This window comes from Methanoregula sp. (assembly GCF_028679125.1).
Classification (GTDB): Archaea; Halobacteriota; Methanomicrobia; order Methanomicrobiales; family Methanospirillaceae; genus Methanoregula.
Genome location: NZ_JAJRCG010000001.1, coordinates 248,598 through 264,428 on the forward strand (window position 1 = coordinate 248,598; position 15,831 = coordinate 264,428).

The window sequence follows — 15,831 nt, forward strand, 5'->3', positions numbered from 1 at the left end:
AGTGGGCGTGCGATCCCGTTACTGTATCCTGTCGGCTGCTGTCTGTGCAAGCGATTTGAGAATCTCGTAATCGGTGCTGGTGCCGGACAGCGTGATCTGCTCGTACACATTTTTCTTCGTGAATATGACCGTATAGGTGACTATCGTGCCATAACTCCCGCTCCTCGTTGTCCGCCACGCCATGCTCCGGTCACCCTGCTGCGGGAAGGGAACCTGGTAGTCAGTCGCATTGTCCTCAGGGGGACACCGCCGGTCCTTCTCCAGGAAATAAACCTCTTTTACGGTTTCCGGGGGATATATGCCGATGTCCTGCGTGATCAGGGTCATGTCGTCCCGATCCTTATCCAGCCGGTAAAACGAGACCCGGTATCCCTGCCTCCAGCCGAGATCGCGGAATATCTTGTCAATACCGGCATACGCGGTGGCGCTCCGGTCCCGGAGGATATAATCCGGTGGCAGGTCGGCTTGCTGGAATGCCATGTCAGCAGCCATGACGGTTGCAAGAGTACTTTCCGGTGCCGGCGAGACCCTGGTCTCTGTCGGTGGGATCGTGGCAGACAGGGATGCCGGGGAATCCATCCCCAGAAGACATCCTGCTGACACGGTGCAGGCGAATGTCAGGAGTGCGGCCAACAGGCCCCAGGTGCGGTACCCGCGTTCCATATCGTACACCATGGCACAGTGGATTTAAAATGTTGGTGGATGGACAGACCGAGCACAAGCGCTATAACCACGGGCGCAGAAGATCCTGAAGAGGTAAAAATGCCAGCTGCCAGCATCGCCATGCTTGATAAGGACCATCATATCCACATGGTCCCGCCGTACCGCATACTCATGCTGAGTATCGAACATTCGGCAGTGAAGAAGGTCGAGATCGAACGGTTCGAGGTTGAGTGTTCCCTGAAACTCTCGGTCGAGGGATTCCCGCACCCGCTCGAGGATACGATCCGGTTCACGTTTGCCGCCACCCGGGTTCCCGACCAGCAGATGATGACGGAGCTCACCTTTGTCCAGAACCACATCATCAAATCTGTCTTTGACCAGGGTATTTCCGGAGAACTGACCGGCTGCCTGCCGGATGATCCCGGGGCACGGGAATCCGGTGTCACCATATCATCCGAGATTAAATCCCAGATGGCCGCATCAACCCAGCTCAGGGAAGTGCTTGCAAAGAACGGAGCATTACCGGAATCCCTTGTATTTATACGGTAATTTTGTCATGATCCGTTGCGTTCCCGTGGATTTTGCCGATTCCCGGTGATAAATACCTTTTTCCCGTGTAAGGATCAACCACTACCGAACAGGCTTAAGAGCGTGGTATCATGGGCGATCCAGATCTCAACAATGGCGAACAGGTTCTTATAAGGACGCCGGGGATCCTTGTCAAGGCGATCCCGTTTGAGGGTATCCTCACCGGCAGCCGGATGATCCTTGTCGATCGGCTGAAAAAAATCATTCCCACCCGGGAAATTCCGCTTTCGGCAATACAATATGTTGAATCGGGCGAGAACGCAGTCCAGGATCCAATCCTGACGATCTCGGTTGAGGCAAGTCCCGGGGAAGCCCGCCAGATGGTCCTTACATTTTCCCGCCAGGCAGGGGGAAACCGTGCCCGGATTCGGGATGAATGGGTACGCATAATCCTGGCGGGTATCGCATCACGGCGCACCCAGGCAGCCACACCCCAGAGGGTCCCGGTGAAACGGGTTGTTGAGACCGGGACTCCCATGAGATCCCCCGTGTCTCCCGCTCCGGCGCCAGCCCCTGCTGCCCGGCAGCCTGAGATTCCCCCGTCCGGTGCGAGTGTATTCTGCTCGCGGTGCGGGAACCGGGTGCCCGTGGGCTCGGTATTCTGCAACCGTTGTGGGACACCGATCGTATCGCCCGTCCAGGCACAGCAACAACCGCCTGCACCGCGCCAGCAGTACACCCCGGCACCGGCTGCAGAGCCCGTGTTCGATGCGCCCCCGTCCATACGGATCCCCCCGGTTCAGGCGCCGCCTGCACCGGCTCCCGTCCAGCCTGTTGTGGAAAAGGTGGAACATGTACCTGTTTCCCGGCCAGTATCTGTGGCACAACCTGTACAGAAACCGGTAAAGAAGGGATTCTTTTCACGGATCTTCTCATCCGGCGGGAAGAAGGCCGCTGCGAAACCGTCCATGCCCCCAATCCAACCGGCACCAGAGCGTAAAACCCGGCGCGGTCTCATGCCCGGTAAAAAAGCACTTATGGCCGGGGTAATTGTTATCATCCTCATTATCGTCATCGCTGCCGGTGCGCTTGTGGTGTACCCGATGCTTTCGTCAGGTGTCCTTGCCGGGAGCTCGTCATCGTCAGGAACATCCTCCAGTGGGAGCAGCAGTACCTCAGGTACCCTGACGAACACCGGTGTCGCCTCCATCACGGTCAAAGAAACCACCGCCCCCACGGTGCCGGTCTCCGGTGTCTGGGTCATGGTCGATTATATCGGCAGTTATGATGGCACGTATGGCATGTCCTCCGATATCCAGAGCGTAAAGGATTCCGGTTCCCGGCTGTACGAGGTTGTGAATGCCTCGGGTCTGATCAAGGTCTCGCTCACAAAGCAGGACAGTTCCACCAAGCACGAACTCGTGGTCTCGATTTACAAGGACGGGGCACTCCTGAAGAGTGACTCGACCAGCGCATCATACGGGAAAGTGAGCATATCGACAGATGTTGGTGGTACTCCTGAGACAGTGTCAACAGTATCAGCGTCAACGACAACAGGTAATGTTACCTCACAGACAACCGTGGCAACAAACACAACTGCGGCCATCACTACGGTAAAGACCACCGCCAAAACCACAACAACGACAAAGGCTGCAACGATAAAAACAACTACGACAACCAAGGTATCGTAGGTATCCCTCCATTTTTCCCGATACTTTTTTTGGACCCCCGGCTGATACTAGTCCGGAATTATCATGTCTGGTTCAGATCATTTTCCCCGTAATGTGCCGTTCAGGCCGTCCACGGCATTCATCCCGTGGTTCATCATTGATTTCATCCTCGTTGTAGCGCTTCTCTTTGCATGTATTGCCCTTCCGGTCCTGCTCACTGGAGAGGCTGGCCCGTTCATAACGATAGCGATAGTTGCTGTGGTCGTCGTGGTGGTAATCCTCTTCGCGGTCTGGACGCGGCTCTATTACGATACCATGGGCTATGAACTCCATGATGACGAGCTGCGCTGGCGCCGCGGTGTCTGGTTCCGCACCACCGGCATCGTGCCCTATAACCGGATCACCAATCTTGACCTTAAGCAGGGGCCGGTGATGCGCTGGCTTGGGATCTCCACGATCTCCATCCAGACCGCGGGATACTCCGGCCAGAACGTGCCCGAGATACGGATCGAAGCTATCGAGCAGGCAGAGGAACTCCGGGAGATCCTGCGGGCATCTGTTCGTGCATGCAGTTCACAAAATGATGGCACAGGAACGGGAGCGGCTGCTCCGCAGCGTGCGGATGTCCCGTTTGCATCAACGGGTACCAGCATGCTCATCCTTGACGAGATCAAGAAGATCCGGATGCTGCTGGAACAACAGAAAAAATAAAAATTACTTTTTCTCTTCAGGTCTCACTGCATCCGGTGCAGCGCCTTTTTTGTGGTGATATCTCCGGTATCCCCAGTACCCGATCCCGCCGATGATGATGATCGGGAGAAGCGTGAATGCAAGGATGATGAGCGCATCGATCATGCCAAGGAAGCCGGAAATTCCCGCATTGATGGTTGCAATGAAGTCATGACCTGTCTGCCCGCCAACCGGTTCGGGTTCCTCGAGATACACGGTAATTGTCGAGATGTCGATGCGGTTATCCAGGTAACTCAGCCTCCCGTTGAGCCGGTCCAGCTGGGTCTGCACCCGGTCGATCTGTTCCTGTACCTTGACGATATCCTCCACCCGGGTGCTCTGCTTCATGATCGCATTATACTGCGCGAGCTGGTTGGTGTACGAAGTCTTCTGCGCCTGGAGATCCACGTATTCTTCTGTCACGTCCTCCCCGCTGGTCGAGATCGACTTCACCGTGCCGAGCGCCTTAGTGCCGGCAATAGTGCTGTCAAACGAAGCCTGCGGAACCCGGAGCATGACGGTTCCGGTCAGCTGGTTGTTGTAGCCCTCGCGAATATTTGTCGAAGAGAGGTACCCTCCATTCGCCGCGGCAAGACTCTTCAGCAGTTCAACCGTGCCGGTAACATCCCGGACCTCAAGGCTGATGCTGGCAGTCCTGATGACCTTTGTCTCGATACCGGTGTTTCCTGCACCATACGATGCGGATGTGGGTACGGGTGCAACGGCAGGAGCAGTACTCCCGGACCATGACATCTTCTCCTCAGCAATACTGTTCCCGCTGTCGTAGGATGTTACCCGTGCGCTCTGTGAGGCAGTATTTACCGATCCCCCTTCAGAAAGTCCCGTGCAGCCGGCAACAGCAATGACTGCGATGCACACCGCAAGAAGTGCGATGACCTTGTAGTTCATACACAGTCCATCGCTGTGTGAGATATAATAATACGTCGTATACTGCGAATTTTTTGGCACTTATCCGGGGGATGGACAGGTGCACTCTTCTCCTGCAGCAAGAGTATAACCTGCGGGTTCAATCATCCAACCCCGGGGGTTTTACGATTTTATCAGCCGGGGGCACGGATGGGATAGAGTGCGAGTTGTCATAGCAGGAGACCTGTCCATCCGGAACCCCGGGCATCAGAAATGCGATGGATGCAGCCTGTCATACAGGGCAGGAAGCGGAGTGCAGGGTTCACGGGTTGATATGCCGTGCAGCAGGAACAGGAGATCCGGATGAGATTGCCCCGGCACCGGAGAACCATGCGGCGATTGCCGCGAACCGTGACAGCCCTGCGACGAGCATATGAGCCCGGGAGGACGCCAGCACCGGCAGGATCTCTGAAACGATGTGCACGACAACCATGGAGTTTTTCCTGATGACGCGATGTGTCAGTACGCTCAGTCCGGAGCGTGAACAGATGAAAAAATTTCTTGACCTGAGTAAAGACATGCTGGTCCGGTCCGATCAGATGAACACGGATCTCAGTACGCTTGGCATCAACTGCATGCATACCCGAACCCTTGTCGAAACCGGGTGCCGGCAGATTGCCCGGATCTATGAACTGGAAAATACCTGCGATACCGGTAGTGTACGGGCAACCCTGCCCGCGTTCAATACGACCCTGAAATCCCTGCGGGATGCGTACCGGATCATACTTATCCGCGAGGATCTTCCCCCGGCAACGGCACATGGTGTCCTCTCCATGGCCCAGTCACTTGAGGTCATGGTGGTGCAGGTGAGTGCTGTCTGATGATTCCCGCTGCCGGAAGGCCCCGGTTACGTTACCGGACTGACCTGCAACGTTATATAACAATACGCGCGATATCTCAATGAGGATAATTATGACCAATGACAATGTACCAGAATTAAATGTGCCGGAGAAGCCTGAAAATGCCGGCGATCTTGAAAAACTGGGACTCGAGGGGCTGGTCAAGGCCCTCCGGGACAGCACGGATCCCCAGGTCCGGCAGTACGCTGCCTACCTGCTCGGGAAGGCCCATAATCCCCGGGCAATCCAGCCGCTGATAGAGGCGCTCGCGGATTTCGACAAGTCTGTGCGGGAGCAGGCCACCCTTGCCCTCTCGCGGATCGGGAAAGCGGCAATCGAACCGCTTGCGGAAGCAATGAAAGAGCCCAAGTGGGAGACGCGGTACCGGGCAGCCGAAGCACTGGGAAGAATTGCTGATGAGAAAGCGGTCAAGCCTCTTGTCCAGGGACTCAAGGATAACCGGGATCATGTCCGGTATATGGCGGCAAAAGGGCTCAAGGAACTGGGAGATTCAGACACCATCGAGCCTTTGATCATCCTTCTCAAGGATGAGAACCGGTTTGTCCGGATGATGGCAGTCCGGGCACTGGGGGTTATCGGCGGCACCAACGTGAATACAGCGCTGAATGCGGCACTGGCTGTCGAGCCGGATGCGAAGATGAAGGAAGCAATCACCGAAGCGCTCAAATAAGCATTATTTTTTTACCTGGGCACGGGATCTGTTCTCATCGTCCTGGAATGCAATAAACTAAAATGATCTTATTTTTAACATGGTAAACTCTATTTAAAACAGTTGTAAGATTACCGTCGTTACACGATATCCGGACATCTCCCTGCAAACGGTGATCCTGCCAAATACCCGGGTGTATGTCCCGTCAGTATGAACCAGATCGCGTTGCTGTCTGTATACCGGAGCCGCGTTTTTATACGCGTCTCCCGTGACATCCTGGATCTGCGGCGCGGGAAACGCATGGCGATACCGGCAGGGACACAGCGGGAATGCCTGCTCCTCCGGATCCGGGTGAAGGCGGGTACCAGAAACCGGCACTGTCGCGATCCGCGGGTATTGACCCGGGGATGCCAAAAGAGAGATGCGACCGGGTGCCGGGAAATCTCCCTTAGGAGATCCTCTGCCGTAGCGGGGGAGGTCATGCAACGGGCAGAAACCAGAGGCATCCATGCAGTCAAGGAAAAAAACCCCGGAACTCTACCGTTCATTCTCGTTTTATCTTCTCCTCTTCATGGTTGCGCTGATCATCTGCATCGTGGGGATCCTGACGGTCAACGCGTACCTCAATACCAAAGATAATTTCGATCGTGAATATCGCAGTCTCGAGACCCAGACCGAGAATAATGTTGTTGAGGCCGTGCGTCTTACCGACCGGGCGACCTCCATCGTGGATAACAGCCTGAACGAGCAGATGCGTTCAGGACTGACCGCGGTAAACTCGGAATATGAACGTGTTGACGGCGATCCGGCGCGGATGGATCTTGCCGGTATCAAGGCACGGCTGGGAACGGGTTTTGACATTTACATTATCGACGAGAATGGTGTTATCATTGAAACCACGTACTCCCCCGAACTCGGGCAGGATTTCAAGAACGTCCCGTACTTTTTTTCCTATCTGACAAAGATCCGGGAATCGGATGGTTTTTTCCCTGACCGGGTGGTCCATGAATTTCTCGGCAGGGGAACGTACCGGAAGTATGCCTACATGCCCACTGCTGATCACCGGTATGTCCTTGAACTTGGGCTTGAGGGCCCCTCGTTTGACGAAGCCAACGCGCAGCTGGATGATCACAAGAATATCAGAAATATCGTCATGGCAAATCCGTACGTTGAAGAGTTCATCACCTTCAATACCCTCGGCTACCGGTCAGACAACAATACTCCCCCGGCTGAACCGGTGAAGAGTTATCTCAATGAAGTGATCCAGACCCGCACTAACCTGAAGATCGTTGATACGGCCAATTCCCGGACAACGCATTTCCTCTATATCGACCTCAAGGATGACCAGTACGGGTCAGATCCGAGCCGCATTATGATGATTACCTACAATACCCGGCTCATCGAAGACCAGCTCACCCGCCTGCTCCTGTACCACCTCCTCGTGGCCACGACCGCGATCATAATCGGATGTGTCATTGCATTCTTCCTCTCCCGCCGCATGACAGCCCCTATCCAGAAGATTGTTGCGGATGTCAATAGTATTGCACAGGGGGATCTCAATCACCGGATCGGTGAGACCCGCAACAGCGAGTTCGTGGTGCTCGAACAGGGTATCAACAGCATGGTTGATTCGCTCAAGGCCGCATTCCAGAAAGCAAAGGATGATGAGATATTCCAGCAGGAGATGATCAACCAGCTGCCGGTGGCTATCTTCATCAAACGGGCAGACGACGGGAAGTATGTCTTCTGGAACCGGGCCAGCGAACAGCTCTTCAGGATTCCTGCTGCACGCGTGATCGGCAAGACCGATGCCGATCTCTTCCCGGCAGATGTTGTGGAGGATATCCATAAGGAGAATCTTGAGATCTTCCTCTCCCGGAGCGATGTCCGGAACAAGATCATCACGAGCAAAAAGTATGGCGGCGGGATCATCCACATGATCATTGTCCCGGTCTTTGACTCCACCGGCACACCCCAGTACGTGCTGGGGATCTCGGAGGATGTCAGTCACCAGAATATCAATCTCAAGATGGACCTCCTCTTCAGCATAACCCGGCGCGATATTCTCGACAACCTGTCGGTGATCATGAGCCACCTTGAGCGGGCCCAGCTCCTGAACTCCCGGGATGAGATGCAGCGGTTCTTCACCAAGACCATTGGCTCGGTCGAATCCATCCGCAACCAGTTATCCTCCATGCGTGCCCTGCAGGAGCTGGGGATCATATCACCGAAATGGCAGCGGGTCGGGCAGGCATTTTCCGATGCTGTTCACCTGCTCCCGGAGCATACGGCGCAAATCCGCTCCGAAGTGAACGGGTGGGATATCTATGCCGATCCTCTCCTTCCCCGTGTTTTTTACAGTCTCCTGGAAAATTCCCTGCGGAACGGGCAGGCGGGACGTTCAGAGATCTCGCTTACCGCCCGTCTGGAGAACAACGACCTGCTTCTTCTCTACCAGGACACCGGCTACCGGGTTCCGAGAGAGGATAAGGAAAATATCTTTGATATCGCAAACGACAGCGGAACGATACAGGGCCTGTTCCTGATCCGTGAGCTGCTGGGTTTTACCGGGATCACGATCCGGGAGACCGGGGAGCGGGATACCGGGGTACGGTTCGAGATCCGGGTTCCAGCCGGCAAATTCCGTTTTAACGCGCAATGATCCGGGCAGGCCGGCCCCGCTGCCGGTGCCGCTCTTCTTTTTTATAAGTTGAACCCGCAGGTTCAATCATCGTGCCTGCACGATGTTTTGAATATATATCACGGGGCACTCCAACCAGGATCTACGGGATGCAGACATGTCAGACACCTGTTCGATCCGGAGATACCGGCGCCAGACTACGATAGTCACGGAGACCTGCAGGAAGAAACGGTTCTCCCGCGTGACCCTGTTCCTGCTGCTTGCCGGCATGGCCGGGATAGCGTTCATCCTCGCCAGTGCAGGTATGATGGCTGAAGCCGGTCCTGCAGTTGCCGGGGAACTGGCATCACGGATCAACCTCGAACGCCAGAGTAATGCTCTTGAACCGGTCCGGGTGGATGAAGGCCTGTCAGGGCTTGCCCTTGCGACCAGCAGGGATGCGATGATTCCAGCGCCCGCCTTCCTTACATCCACTGGTGGTGGGTATGGTACTGCCAATGTTTTCATCATCCCGAAAGTATCCTGGGCACTTTTGGGAAATGATGCCCGCCAGCAGATATTCGATACGATGGAGAACAATGACGGGACCTTCCGTGCCAATATCCTCAACAGCGATTTCAGGAATGTCGGGATTGGTGTCTCCAGTGACGGCTATAATTATTATATCGCGGTGGAATGGGGATAACCGGGTTGTGACAGGGGAAATAATTCAATATATAAATACTAATCAGCCTAACATGATGTAAGTATGAACGATGCTGCTGAGGTTGCACGGCTGCTGGACATTCTTGGTAACCGCAACCGGAGGCGCATCATCGCCCTGCTCCGGCAGAAACCCTGCTTTGTCACGGAGATCTCCGATACCCTGGAGCTCTCGCCAAAGGCGGTCATCGATCATCTCCAGATGATGGAGCGTGAAGAGATTCTCTCGTGCGAGACCGATGACCGGCGCCGGAAATACTACTACCTTGCGCACGACATCCTGATCGATGTCAGTCTCAAGGAGCTCCGGATCACAACACCTGCGCTCGAAGAAGACGAACACAAAAACGATCAGCTCAAGAAAACGGTAGCCATGCTGGCACGCATGATCCAGGCCCACGACCGGATCCTGGCAAATCTCGAACAGGTCAACCATGATATCGAGACCAAGATCAACGACCTTGCCCAGATCCATAAGGATTTATTCAAAAGCGATCGAGAGCTTAGCGTAGTAATAGCTCTCTCCCACCAGCCGCTTACCCTTGCGGAGCTGGAGCAGGTCACGGAACTGCCCCGGGCTGATCTTCTGGAGATCATAAAACCGTTTGAGCGGCGGGGAATCGTCCAGAGAGAGAAAGACCGGTATACTATCCGAGGTGTCCATGCCGAATAACCCGAGCGGTCCCTACGACGATGTATTCAGCAATCTTGCAAAGATCGTGGAAGACATTGTGAAGAACATGCCGGATAGCCAGCATGCCCGGATTGTCGGATACACGATCATCACCCGGCAGGGGTCCGGCGGCGATCCCGAGATGTTCCGGGCCGATCCTCCCGATGATGACGGGGAGGTTCCCTACGAAGTCGTGGAAACGGACAATGAGATTTTCATCACCGCTGAGATGCCGGCCGATCCGAAAAATGCACCGGTTGCAGAGATCGAACCCGAATGTGTCCGGATCCTTGTCGATGAACGGCTCACGACCATCATGCTCAATACCCCCATCGACCGAATCCACAGTTACTACCGGATCCACCGGGGGATAATGGATATTGCCTTAAAAAAGGTAAACGACCAGTAATTCTTTTTTTGTTCCGTTATGCCAGTTTCCAGATGCCGGTGTCCTGGCCGTTGAAGCCGATCTCTACATAGGTTTTCTCCGGTCTCAGGGAACCAGGTACCTGGTAGATGATATACCCGTCAAGGCTGTTGCTGGTGCCCGGGTACAGGAAATCCGCAGTCGTCCCGTGCGAATAACCGAAGTCTTCCACGTACTCGTCACCCGACAATTTCCCGAAATACTGGATCTCCAGGATTTCGATTGGCTTTGCATCGTCATCCTCTGCCTTGTCCGGGATATAGTGGGTGTAATCATGGGTGTACGTTGTCCCGTCATAGTGGACGAGGATGGTCCGGGCCGGCGGGTACCAGACCCGGGTATCCCCGCTGTTGGTCATCTGGACAAAGACGAACAGGTATTTGTACCCGGCTGCCGCGGTCTCCGTGTAATACCTGTTATCCACATCGTTGTGCCAGTGGTAGGTATCATTGATCCAGTAACGGTACACGGTGCCATTGCTCGCCACCTTTCCCATGCCAAAGGGAAATTTCTCGCCAAGGGCCCGCGCCTGAGGGTAGGGTACCGGGATGGTTGTCGGTTCCGGGGTCGGGATCGTAGTTGACGGCGTTGTTGCGACCGTTGTCGGCGTGGCTGATGGGGTAGGCGCCAGTCCGCTGAAGATACCCGTTCCCGTACAGCCGGCAACTGCGATGAGCGCAATGATGCATGCGGCAGGAAGAACGTATCTGAATCTCATTATTATAGTTCCCTATAGGGAAACCCGAAGAAAAAGATAGCGGCAGGCTGCTGGTGTATGCACCGCGAGACGGGAACCTCCGGGTAAAAAAAATTCGGTTATGCCTTTGCCGGGATATCCGACGGGACCGGGTGGCTGACGGGTTTCTTCTCGGACTTCATCTCGTGGAATTGCCGGAGTGCGACCGTGATATCCCGGGTGAAGGCGAAGTACCCGATCTGGGTGTTGCGGCAGAGTTTCATCGCCATGTCCATCAGGCCGCGGGGATCCGGCCGTGCCTCGCCCAGCCAGATGTGGAAGATGTTCCCGCCATCGACAATCGGGAAGAAGACATGCTCGATCTCCATGCGTTTGGTCAGGGGCACATTCGCCCCGGGGGCAACATGCGTTCCGTTCGTGTAATAGATCGGCAGGTCCCGGCTCTTGCCCAGCTTCGGGAGGCTGTCTTCAAGATCGCCCTTGATCACCTTCTTTGCGAAATCATGGTACCGGCGGTCGAGCAGGTCGGCGACCGCAAACCGCTGGCCGGTGGTCTCGGCCGGCGTGCGGGCGAGCGCTAAGGTCATGTTGTTCTTCTTACTGAGCTCGCGGGCATACAGTTCCATCTCCGTCATTGCCCGGACTGCCAGCTTGAACGCGGCTTTTGATTCGTGCAGCTGCTTGCCGGTATGGTGCTGGACCATCTCGTTGACGCCGACGACCCCGATCGTGTACACCAGTCCTTCGAGATCGACTGCCAGGGCTCCCCGCTCTCCCGTGTTGGGATCTTTGGGGCGCTGCATGGCAAACGGCATCCGGCTGTTCGACCGGATCAGGTCCATCCAGCGGCGTTTGATCTTGAAGATCTCGACCGAGACATCCATGAGTTTCTTGAGTTCGGCGAAGAGCCGGGCATCGTCGCCCTCCGCATTGTACGCTGCCCGCGGACAGTTCACCGAGACCACCTGCCACGAGCCCATGGAGAAGTGGCGGCCGTTCTCGAAGAGCAGTTTCCGATCAAAGTCCGAGTCCTCGTCAGCAACTGCCGAGAACTGGTAGGCGCAGCACTGGTAACAGGAGATGCCCTTGCCGGCGCCACGGTACGCCGGCAGCTGGTTGTCGTAATAGGGCGTGCCGAACTTCGCGGCCAGCTCGAAGGTCATGAGGTACAGGTCCTGGAACGTGGGGAGGTCGGGGTTCTTCTTATTGAATTCCTCCCGTTCGTTCATGAAGTCCGGCTCGATGGAGATCTCGGGCTTGGGGAAGTTGAAGGGTTTTCCCCAGTAATCCCCTTCCAGCATGACCTCCATCAGCGCCTTGAAGAGCAGCCGCACCTCGCGTTCGAACTCCCCGTACGTCCGGTGGGGTGCCGATGTGCCATCCCAGACTTTTCCTTTGAATACGCAGGGCTTGTCCTGCCAGAGCGACGGGACCCCCGGCGAGAGCTGGATGGATGAGAAGACGAGCTGGCCTCCGCGGGCAACCATCATCTGCGTCATCTCGTACACGAACATCTGGACCATCTGCTTGATCTCGCCGTACTCCATTCCCTCCATGTAGGGCGCAAGGAAGGTGAGGAAATTATAATATCCCTGGCCACCGGCAAAGTTTGTCTGGGCCGATCCGAGGGCTTTGACTGCATGGAGGATCGCGACCTCGGCACGTTTCGCCGGCCCGGCAACCGAAGCCTTGGTCCCGTTGCCATCCGGCATCAGGCCGTAGTAAAAGAAGTAGCGCAGGTCCCAGTCCTGGCAGAAGGGCCGGGTGCCGAAGTATTCGAGATCGTGGATATGCATCTCGCCCGAGAGGTGGTGGTCGGCAAGGGACGGCGGCAGCTGGAGCAGGTACTGCTCTTTTGAGATCTTGTCCGCTTTCTTCTTGTGCGAGGTCTCGGCGTTCTCCTGGAGGTTGGCATTATCGTGGGCCTCGAATCCCTTGCCGACATCGATCTGGTGGGCGTCGTAGACCGGGGTACCGACCCGTGTCGAGACATTCCGGTACTGGACCATCCCTTTTTCGAGGAGAGTAATATTGACGATCTCCCGGATGAGCGGACCGGAGAGGGACTTGAGCCCCATATTTTTGATTCGGTTCTCTACTTCGAGCGCGATCTCCTGGGCGATCTCCTGGCTTGCGCCTTTGTACCCGTAGAAGGTCTCGACAAGTTTGGTCTCGTCGACCAGCTGGCGGACAATCCGGTTGCGGTCCCATTCGACGATATGGCCGTCAGTTGTCCTGACTGAAGGGAGAGACGGTGTATACTCACCAAAAATGGTCTGCTGCCGGGTCTCCGGGCGGGGCATCATTCACCCGCAATCAGTTTTCTGATACGATCCTCGTCGAGCTTTCCCTTGGGAAAAAGATCTGCGGACGTCAAAAAATCCTCGTCCTTCTGGAGCACCGGGGCCTCGTTCACAAATACCCCGTTGATCCGCAGTTCTGTAAGGGACTCTGCACTGGACAGGTCGCGCTCTGCATACGTGTACCCGAACTTTTTCAAAAATGCCTTGAGAAGTTCGCAATGTGGGCAACACTCAAGCGAGTATACAATCAGTGAACTGTCTGGCACAAAAACACCCTCTGTCAGATATCAGATAGTTAGTATGTGGGAGTATGTGAATAAAAAAAAATTGGTTCAGTTCTGGTGATCCCACCATTCCTGCAGGGCCCGGCGATTATCCTTATCAGGAAATCGGACAATAGGTAAAGTAATGGTCAGGACGTTTGTTGCGCTCGAACTCTCCGGTGAGATACGGGAGCAGCTGCAGGAAGCACAGGACATGCTTCGCGGGTGTTCTGCCCGCCTCACGTTTGTTGATCCGGCACTCATCCACATCACCGCAAAATTCCTTGGCGAGGTGGATGACCGGACGCTTGTCCGGGTCCGGGATGCCCTGAAGGCGGTTTCCTTCTCACCGTTCCCGGTTACTGCCGGGTGCGTGACCGTGAACAACTTAAAACGCCCGCATACGGTCTGGTGCGCGATCGATGACGGGGGGAAAGGAGAGGAGCTCCTCTTCCGCATCGAGGCTGCGCTCACTCCCCTCGGGTTTGCACCGGAATCGAGGAAATTTACCGCCCACGCGACCGTGGCCCGGGTGAAATCCCCGGATCCGTCCCTCTCTGCTGCCCTTGACCGGCTCAGGGGCCGGAACTACGGGAGCTGCATGGTGACCGGCATGAAACTCAAGAAGAGCACCCTGACTCCCCGTGGCCCGGTGTACGAAGACCTGCTGGAGGTGCCATGGTGACACGCCCTCCCTTAGAGGAAACGGTACTTGCAACGCTCCGGCCCTCCCGGGAGGAGAAGGATCACGTATGCGGTATTGCCCAGCGCCTGCTCGAACAGATCCGGCAGAGCGGAAAGGCGGAGGGCATGGTCGTGGGATCCATTGCCCGGCACACGTGGGTGAGCGGGGACCGGGACCTCGACGTCTTCATGCTCTTTGACCCGGCCCTGCCCCGGGAGGAACTCGAAAAGCAGGGGCTTGGCCTTGCCCGGAGCATTGCCGCGGCGTTCACGGACAACTACCATGAAAAATATGCCGAGCACCCGTACATCAATGCCACGATTGAGGATGTCGACGTTGATCTCGTTCCCTGTTACCATGTCGACAGTGCAGAACGGATCCAGAGTGCGGTTGACCGGACACCGTTCCATACCCGCTACATCACGGAGAAGATCAACGGCCTGATCGATGACGTGCTGCTCCTCAAGCGGTTCGCCAAGGCGGGCGGCATCTATGGCTCCGACCAGATGACGGAGGGATTTTCCGGGTATCTCTGCGAGCTGCTCACCCTCCACTATGGCGGCTTTGCACCGCTTCTTTTAGCTGCCGCGGAATGGAAGCCGCAGACCATCATCGATATCGAAGCCCACGGGGCAAAGGAATTCGACGAACCGCTGGTGATGATCGACCCGGTGGATTCCAAACGGAACGTTGCCGCCGCGGTCTCGATCGATCGCATGGCGGAGTTCGTGGAGCTTGCCCGGGGCTATATCGAATCTCCGTCAGCCTCGTTCTTCGGGCTTCCTGCGGAGTCTCCGATCACCTCTGACGAGCTTGCCGCACTTCTTGAAGCCCGGGGCACCACGCTCTACGCGATCACCTTTGCAACCCCACCCTATATCGAAGAGATCGTGGTTCCGCAGCTGAAGCGCAGTGCGTCGGCGATCAGCGAACATCTTGTCCGGAACGGCTTTGCCGTCCATCATGCACAGTACCAGATGGGGAGCGGGGAATGTATGATCTTGATCGAACTGCTCGTCTCCGAACTGCCGGCGATCCGGAGCCATATCGGCCCGCCGGTCTGGAACCGGCTCAATGCGGAAAAATTCAGGGCCAAGTATCTTAATTCGCCGCTTCCCGGTCCGTATATTGAGAATGGCAGGTACGAAACGGAAGTGCCCCGGGAATTCCGGCATGCCGGTGACCTGCTCCGGTCCGAAGGAATGCTGCAGGTGAGCCTCGGCAAACATGTCCGGCAATCCCTTGCCAGCGGCTGGCAGGTGCACGAGGGCAGGGAGTGCTGGAACCCGGCATTCTCCGCATTCATTGCCGGGTTTTTCCACCGCTGTTCCCCGCTCGTGCGCCACGAGAAGGAAGCCGGGCATCTGGTTCCTGACAATCGTTGATGAGTGGCGGCGTGCCGTGCAGGGAATTG

Annotated in this window: 17 protein-coding genes; 11 read left to right on the forward strand and 6 right to left on the reverse strand. The window is 56.1% G+C overall.

Annotation, left to right across the window (positions count from 1 at the left end; translation table 11 throughout):
• Positions 1 to 18: 18 nt before the first annotated feature.
• Entirely contained in the window at positions 19 to 663 is a 645-nt protein-coding gene (locus LUQ43_RS01395) for a hypothetical protein (RefSeq protein ID WP_299963008.1), read from the reverse strand.
• Positions 664 to 702: 39 nt separating this feature from the next.
• On the opposite strand from LUQ43_RS01395, the gene LUQ43_RS01400 reads away from it, so the two are divergent.
• From LUQ43_RS01400 to LUQ43_RS01410, 3 genes are all read left to right on the forward strand, one after another.
• Complete coding sequence (locus LUQ43_RS01400; protein ID WP_299963010.1) at positions 703 to 1,212, forward strand: hypothetical protein; 510 nt, start codon at positions 703 to 705, stop codon at positions 1,210 to 1,212.
• 110 nt (positions 1,213 to 1,322) lie between these two features.
• Positions 1,323 to 2,882, forward strand: a complete 1,560-nt coding sequence (locus LUQ43_RS01405; RefSeq protein WP_299963012.1) for a zinc ribbon domain-containing protein — start codon at positions 1,323 to 1,325, stop codon at positions 2,880 to 2,882.
• 63 nt (positions 2,883 to 2,945) lie between these two features.
• Positions 2,946 to 3,572 (forward strand): PH domain-containing protein, encoded by a 627-nt coding sequence (locus LUQ43_RS01410; protein WP_299963014.1) that lies wholly within the window; start codon positions 2,946 to 2,948, stop codon positions 3,570 to 3,572.
• Between the two features lie 3 nt (positions 3,573 to 3,575).
• On the opposite strand, the gene LUQ43_RS01415 is transcribed toward LUQ43_RS01410, so the two are convergent.
• Positions 3,576 to 4,499 carry a DUF4349 domain-containing protein gene (locus LUQ43_RS01415; RefSeq protein WP_299963016.1) on the reverse strand — a complete coding sequence of 308 codons (924 nt, stop codon included), beginning with the start codon at positions 4,497 to 4,499 and terminating at the stop codon, positions 3,576 to 3,578.
• 280 nt (positions 4,500 to 4,779) lie between these two features.
• The gene (locus tag LUQ43_RS01420; RefSeq protein WP_299963018.1) at positions 4,780 to 4,950 is read right to left on the reverse strand and encodes a hypothetical protein; all 171 of its coding nucleotides are present in this window, start codon (positions 4,948 to 4,950) and stop codon (positions 4,780 to 4,782) included.
• 13 nt (positions 4,951 to 4,963) lie between these two features.
• Here LUQ43_RS01420 and LUQ43_RS01425 point away from each other — a divergent pair, with 13 nt between their 5' ends.
• From LUQ43_RS01425 to LUQ43_RS01450, 6 genes are all read left to right on the forward strand, one after another.
• Positions 4,964 to 5,338, forward strand: a complete 375-nt coding sequence (locus tag LUQ43_RS01425; protein WP_299963020.1) for a hypothetical protein — start codon at positions 4,964 to 4,966, stop codon at positions 5,336 to 5,338.
• 91 nt (positions 5,339 to 5,429) lie between these two features.
• Positions 5,430 to 6,047, forward strand: a complete 618-nt coding sequence (locus LUQ43_RS01430) for a HEAT repeat domain-containing protein (RefSeq protein ID WP_299963021.1) — start codon at positions 5,430 to 5,432, stop codon at positions 6,045 to 6,047.
• A gap of 487 nt (positions 6,048 to 6,534) precedes the next feature.
• Positions 6,535 to 8,688, forward strand: coding sequence for a PAS domain-containing protein (locus LUQ43_RS01435; RefSeq protein ID WP_299963023.1), 2,154 nt, complete (start codon positions 6,535 to 6,537; stop codon positions 8,686 to 8,688).
• 136 nt (positions 8,689 to 8,824) lie between these two features.
• Positions 8,825 to 9,352, forward strand: coding sequence for a CAP domain-containing protein (locus tag LUQ43_RS01440; RefSeq protein ID WP_299963025.1), 528 nt, complete (start codon positions 8,825 to 8,827; stop codon positions 9,350 to 9,352).
• A gap of 63 nt (positions 9,353 to 9,415) precedes the next feature.
• Complete coding sequence (locus LUQ43_RS01445) at positions 9,416 to 10,042, forward strand: ArsR family transcriptional regulator (protein ID WP_299963027.1); 627 nt, start codon at positions 9,416 to 9,418, stop codon at positions 10,040 to 10,042.
• Entirely contained in the window at positions 10,032 to 10,451 is a 420-nt protein-coding gene (locus LUQ43_RS01450; RefSeq protein WP_299963029.1) for a hypothetical protein, read from the forward strand. Before LUQ43_RS01445 ends, LUQ43_RS01450 begins: the two co-directional genes overlap by 11 nt.
• A 16-nt stretch (positions 10,452 to 10,467) precedes the next feature.
• Here the strand turns inward: LUQ43_RS01450 and LUQ43_RS01455 are convergent, their stop codons facing one another.
• The 3 genes from LUQ43_RS01455 to LUQ43_RS01465 form a co-directional block, all read right to left on the reverse strand.
• The gene (locus LUQ43_RS01455; RefSeq protein WP_299963031.1) at positions 10,468 to 11,187 is read right to left on the reverse strand and encodes a hypothetical protein; all 720 of its coding nucleotides are present in this window, start codon (positions 11,185 to 11,187) and stop codon (positions 10,468 to 10,470) included.
• A 98-nt stretch (positions 11,188 to 11,285) separates the two neighbouring features.
• The gene (nrdD, locus tag LUQ43_RS01460) at positions 11,286 to 13,469 is read right to left on the reverse strand and encodes an anaerobic ribonucleoside-triphosphate reductase (RefSeq protein WP_299963137.1); all 2,184 of its coding nucleotides are present in this window, start codon (positions 13,467 to 13,469) and stop codon (positions 11,286 to 11,288) included.
• Positions 13,469 to 13,735, reverse strand: coding sequence for a glutaredoxin domain-containing protein (locus LUQ43_RS01465; RefSeq protein WP_299963033.1), 267 nt, complete (start codon positions 13,733 to 13,735; stop codon positions 13,469 to 13,471). Before LUQ43_RS01465 ends, nrdD begins: the two co-directional genes overlap by 1 nt.
• Before the next feature lie 142 nt (positions 13,736 to 13,877).
• Between LUQ43_RS01465 and thpR the strand changes: the two genes are divergently transcribed.
• Positions 13,878 to 14,417 carry an RNA 2',3'-cyclic phosphodiesterase gene (gene thpR / locus LUQ43_RS01470; RefSeq protein WP_299963035.1) on the forward strand — a complete coding sequence of 180 codons (540 nt, stop codon included), beginning with the start codon at positions 13,878 to 13,880 and terminating at the stop codon, positions 14,415 to 14,417.
• Positions 14,411 to 15,802, forward strand: a complete 1,392-nt coding sequence (gene cca / locus LUQ43_RS01475) for a CCA tRNA nucleotidyltransferase (RefSeq protein WP_299963037.1) — start codon at positions 14,411 to 14,413, stop codon at positions 15,800 to 15,802. The genes thpR and cca overlap by 7 nt, the downstream gene beginning before the upstream one ends.
• Positions 15,803 to 15,831 lie beyond the last annotated feature (29 nt).

What these genes read in the sequence shown, in the direction of transcription:
- LUQ43_RS01395 (WP_299963008.1), bottom strand. Translation starts at nt 663, where the DNA reads ATGGAACGCGGGTACCGCACCTGGGGCCTGTTGGCCGCACTCCTGACA.
- LUQ43_RS01400 (WP_299963010.1), top strand. Translation starts at nt 703, where the DNA reads ATGGACAGACCGAGCACAAGCGCTATAACCACGGGCGCAGAAGATCCT.
- LUQ43_RS01405 (WP_299963012.1), top strand. Translation starts at nt 1,323, where the DNA reads ATGGGCGATCCAGATCTCAACAATGGCGAACAGGTTCTTATAAGGACG.
- LUQ43_RS01410 (WP_299963014.1), top strand. Translation starts at nt 2,946, where the DNA reads ATGTCTGGTTCAGATCATTTTCCCCGTAATGTGCCGTTCAGGCCGTCC.
- LUQ43_RS01415 (WP_299963016.1), bottom strand. Translation starts at nt 4,499, where the DNA reads ATGAACTACAAGGTCATCGCACTTCTTGCGGTGTGCATCGCAGTCATT.
- LUQ43_RS01420 (WP_299963018.1), bottom strand. Translation starts at nt 4,950, where the DNA reads ATGGTTGTCGTGCACATCGTTTCAGAGATCCTGCCGGTGCTGGCGTCC.
- LUQ43_RS01425 (WP_299963020.1), top strand. Translation starts at nt 4,964, where the DNA reads ATGACGCGATGTGTCAGTACGCTCAGTCCGGAGCGTGAACAGATGAAA.
- LUQ43_RS01430 (WP_299963021.1), top strand. Translation starts at nt 5,430, where the DNA reads ATGACCAATGACAATGTACCAGAATTAAATGTGCCGGAGAAGCCTGAA.
- LUQ43_RS01435 (WP_299963023.1), top strand. Translation starts at nt 6,535, where the DNA reads ATGCAGTCAAGGAAAAAAACCCCGGAACTCTACCGTTCATTCTCGTTT.
- LUQ43_RS01440 (WP_299963025.1), top strand. Translation starts at nt 8,825, where the DNA reads ATGTCAGACACCTGTTCGATCCGGAGATACCGGCGCCAGACTACGATA.
- LUQ43_RS01445 (WP_299963027.1), top strand. Translation starts at nt 9,416, where the DNA reads ATGAACGATGCTGCTGAGGTTGCACGGCTGCTGGACATTCTTGGTAAC.
- LUQ43_RS01450 (WP_299963029.1), top strand. Translation starts at nt 10,032, where the DNA reads ATGCCGAATAACCCGAGCGGTCCCTACGACGATGTATTCAGCAATCTT.
- LUQ43_RS01455 (WP_299963031.1), bottom strand. Translation starts at nt 11,187, where the DNA reads ATGAGATTCAGATACGTTCTTCCTGCCGCATGCATCATTGCGCTCATC.
- nrdD (WP_299963137.1), bottom strand. Translation starts at nt 13,469, where the DNA reads ATGCCCCGCCCGGAGACCCGGCAGCAGACCATTTTTGGTGAGTATACA.
- thpR (WP_299963035.1), top strand. Translation starts at nt 13,878, where the DNA reads ATGGTCAGGACGTTTGTTGCGCTCGAACTCTCCGGTGAGATACGGGAG.
- cca (WP_299963037.1), top strand. Translation starts at nt 14,411, where the DNA reads ATGGTGACACGCCCTCCCTTAGAGGAAACGGTACTTGCAACGCTCCGG.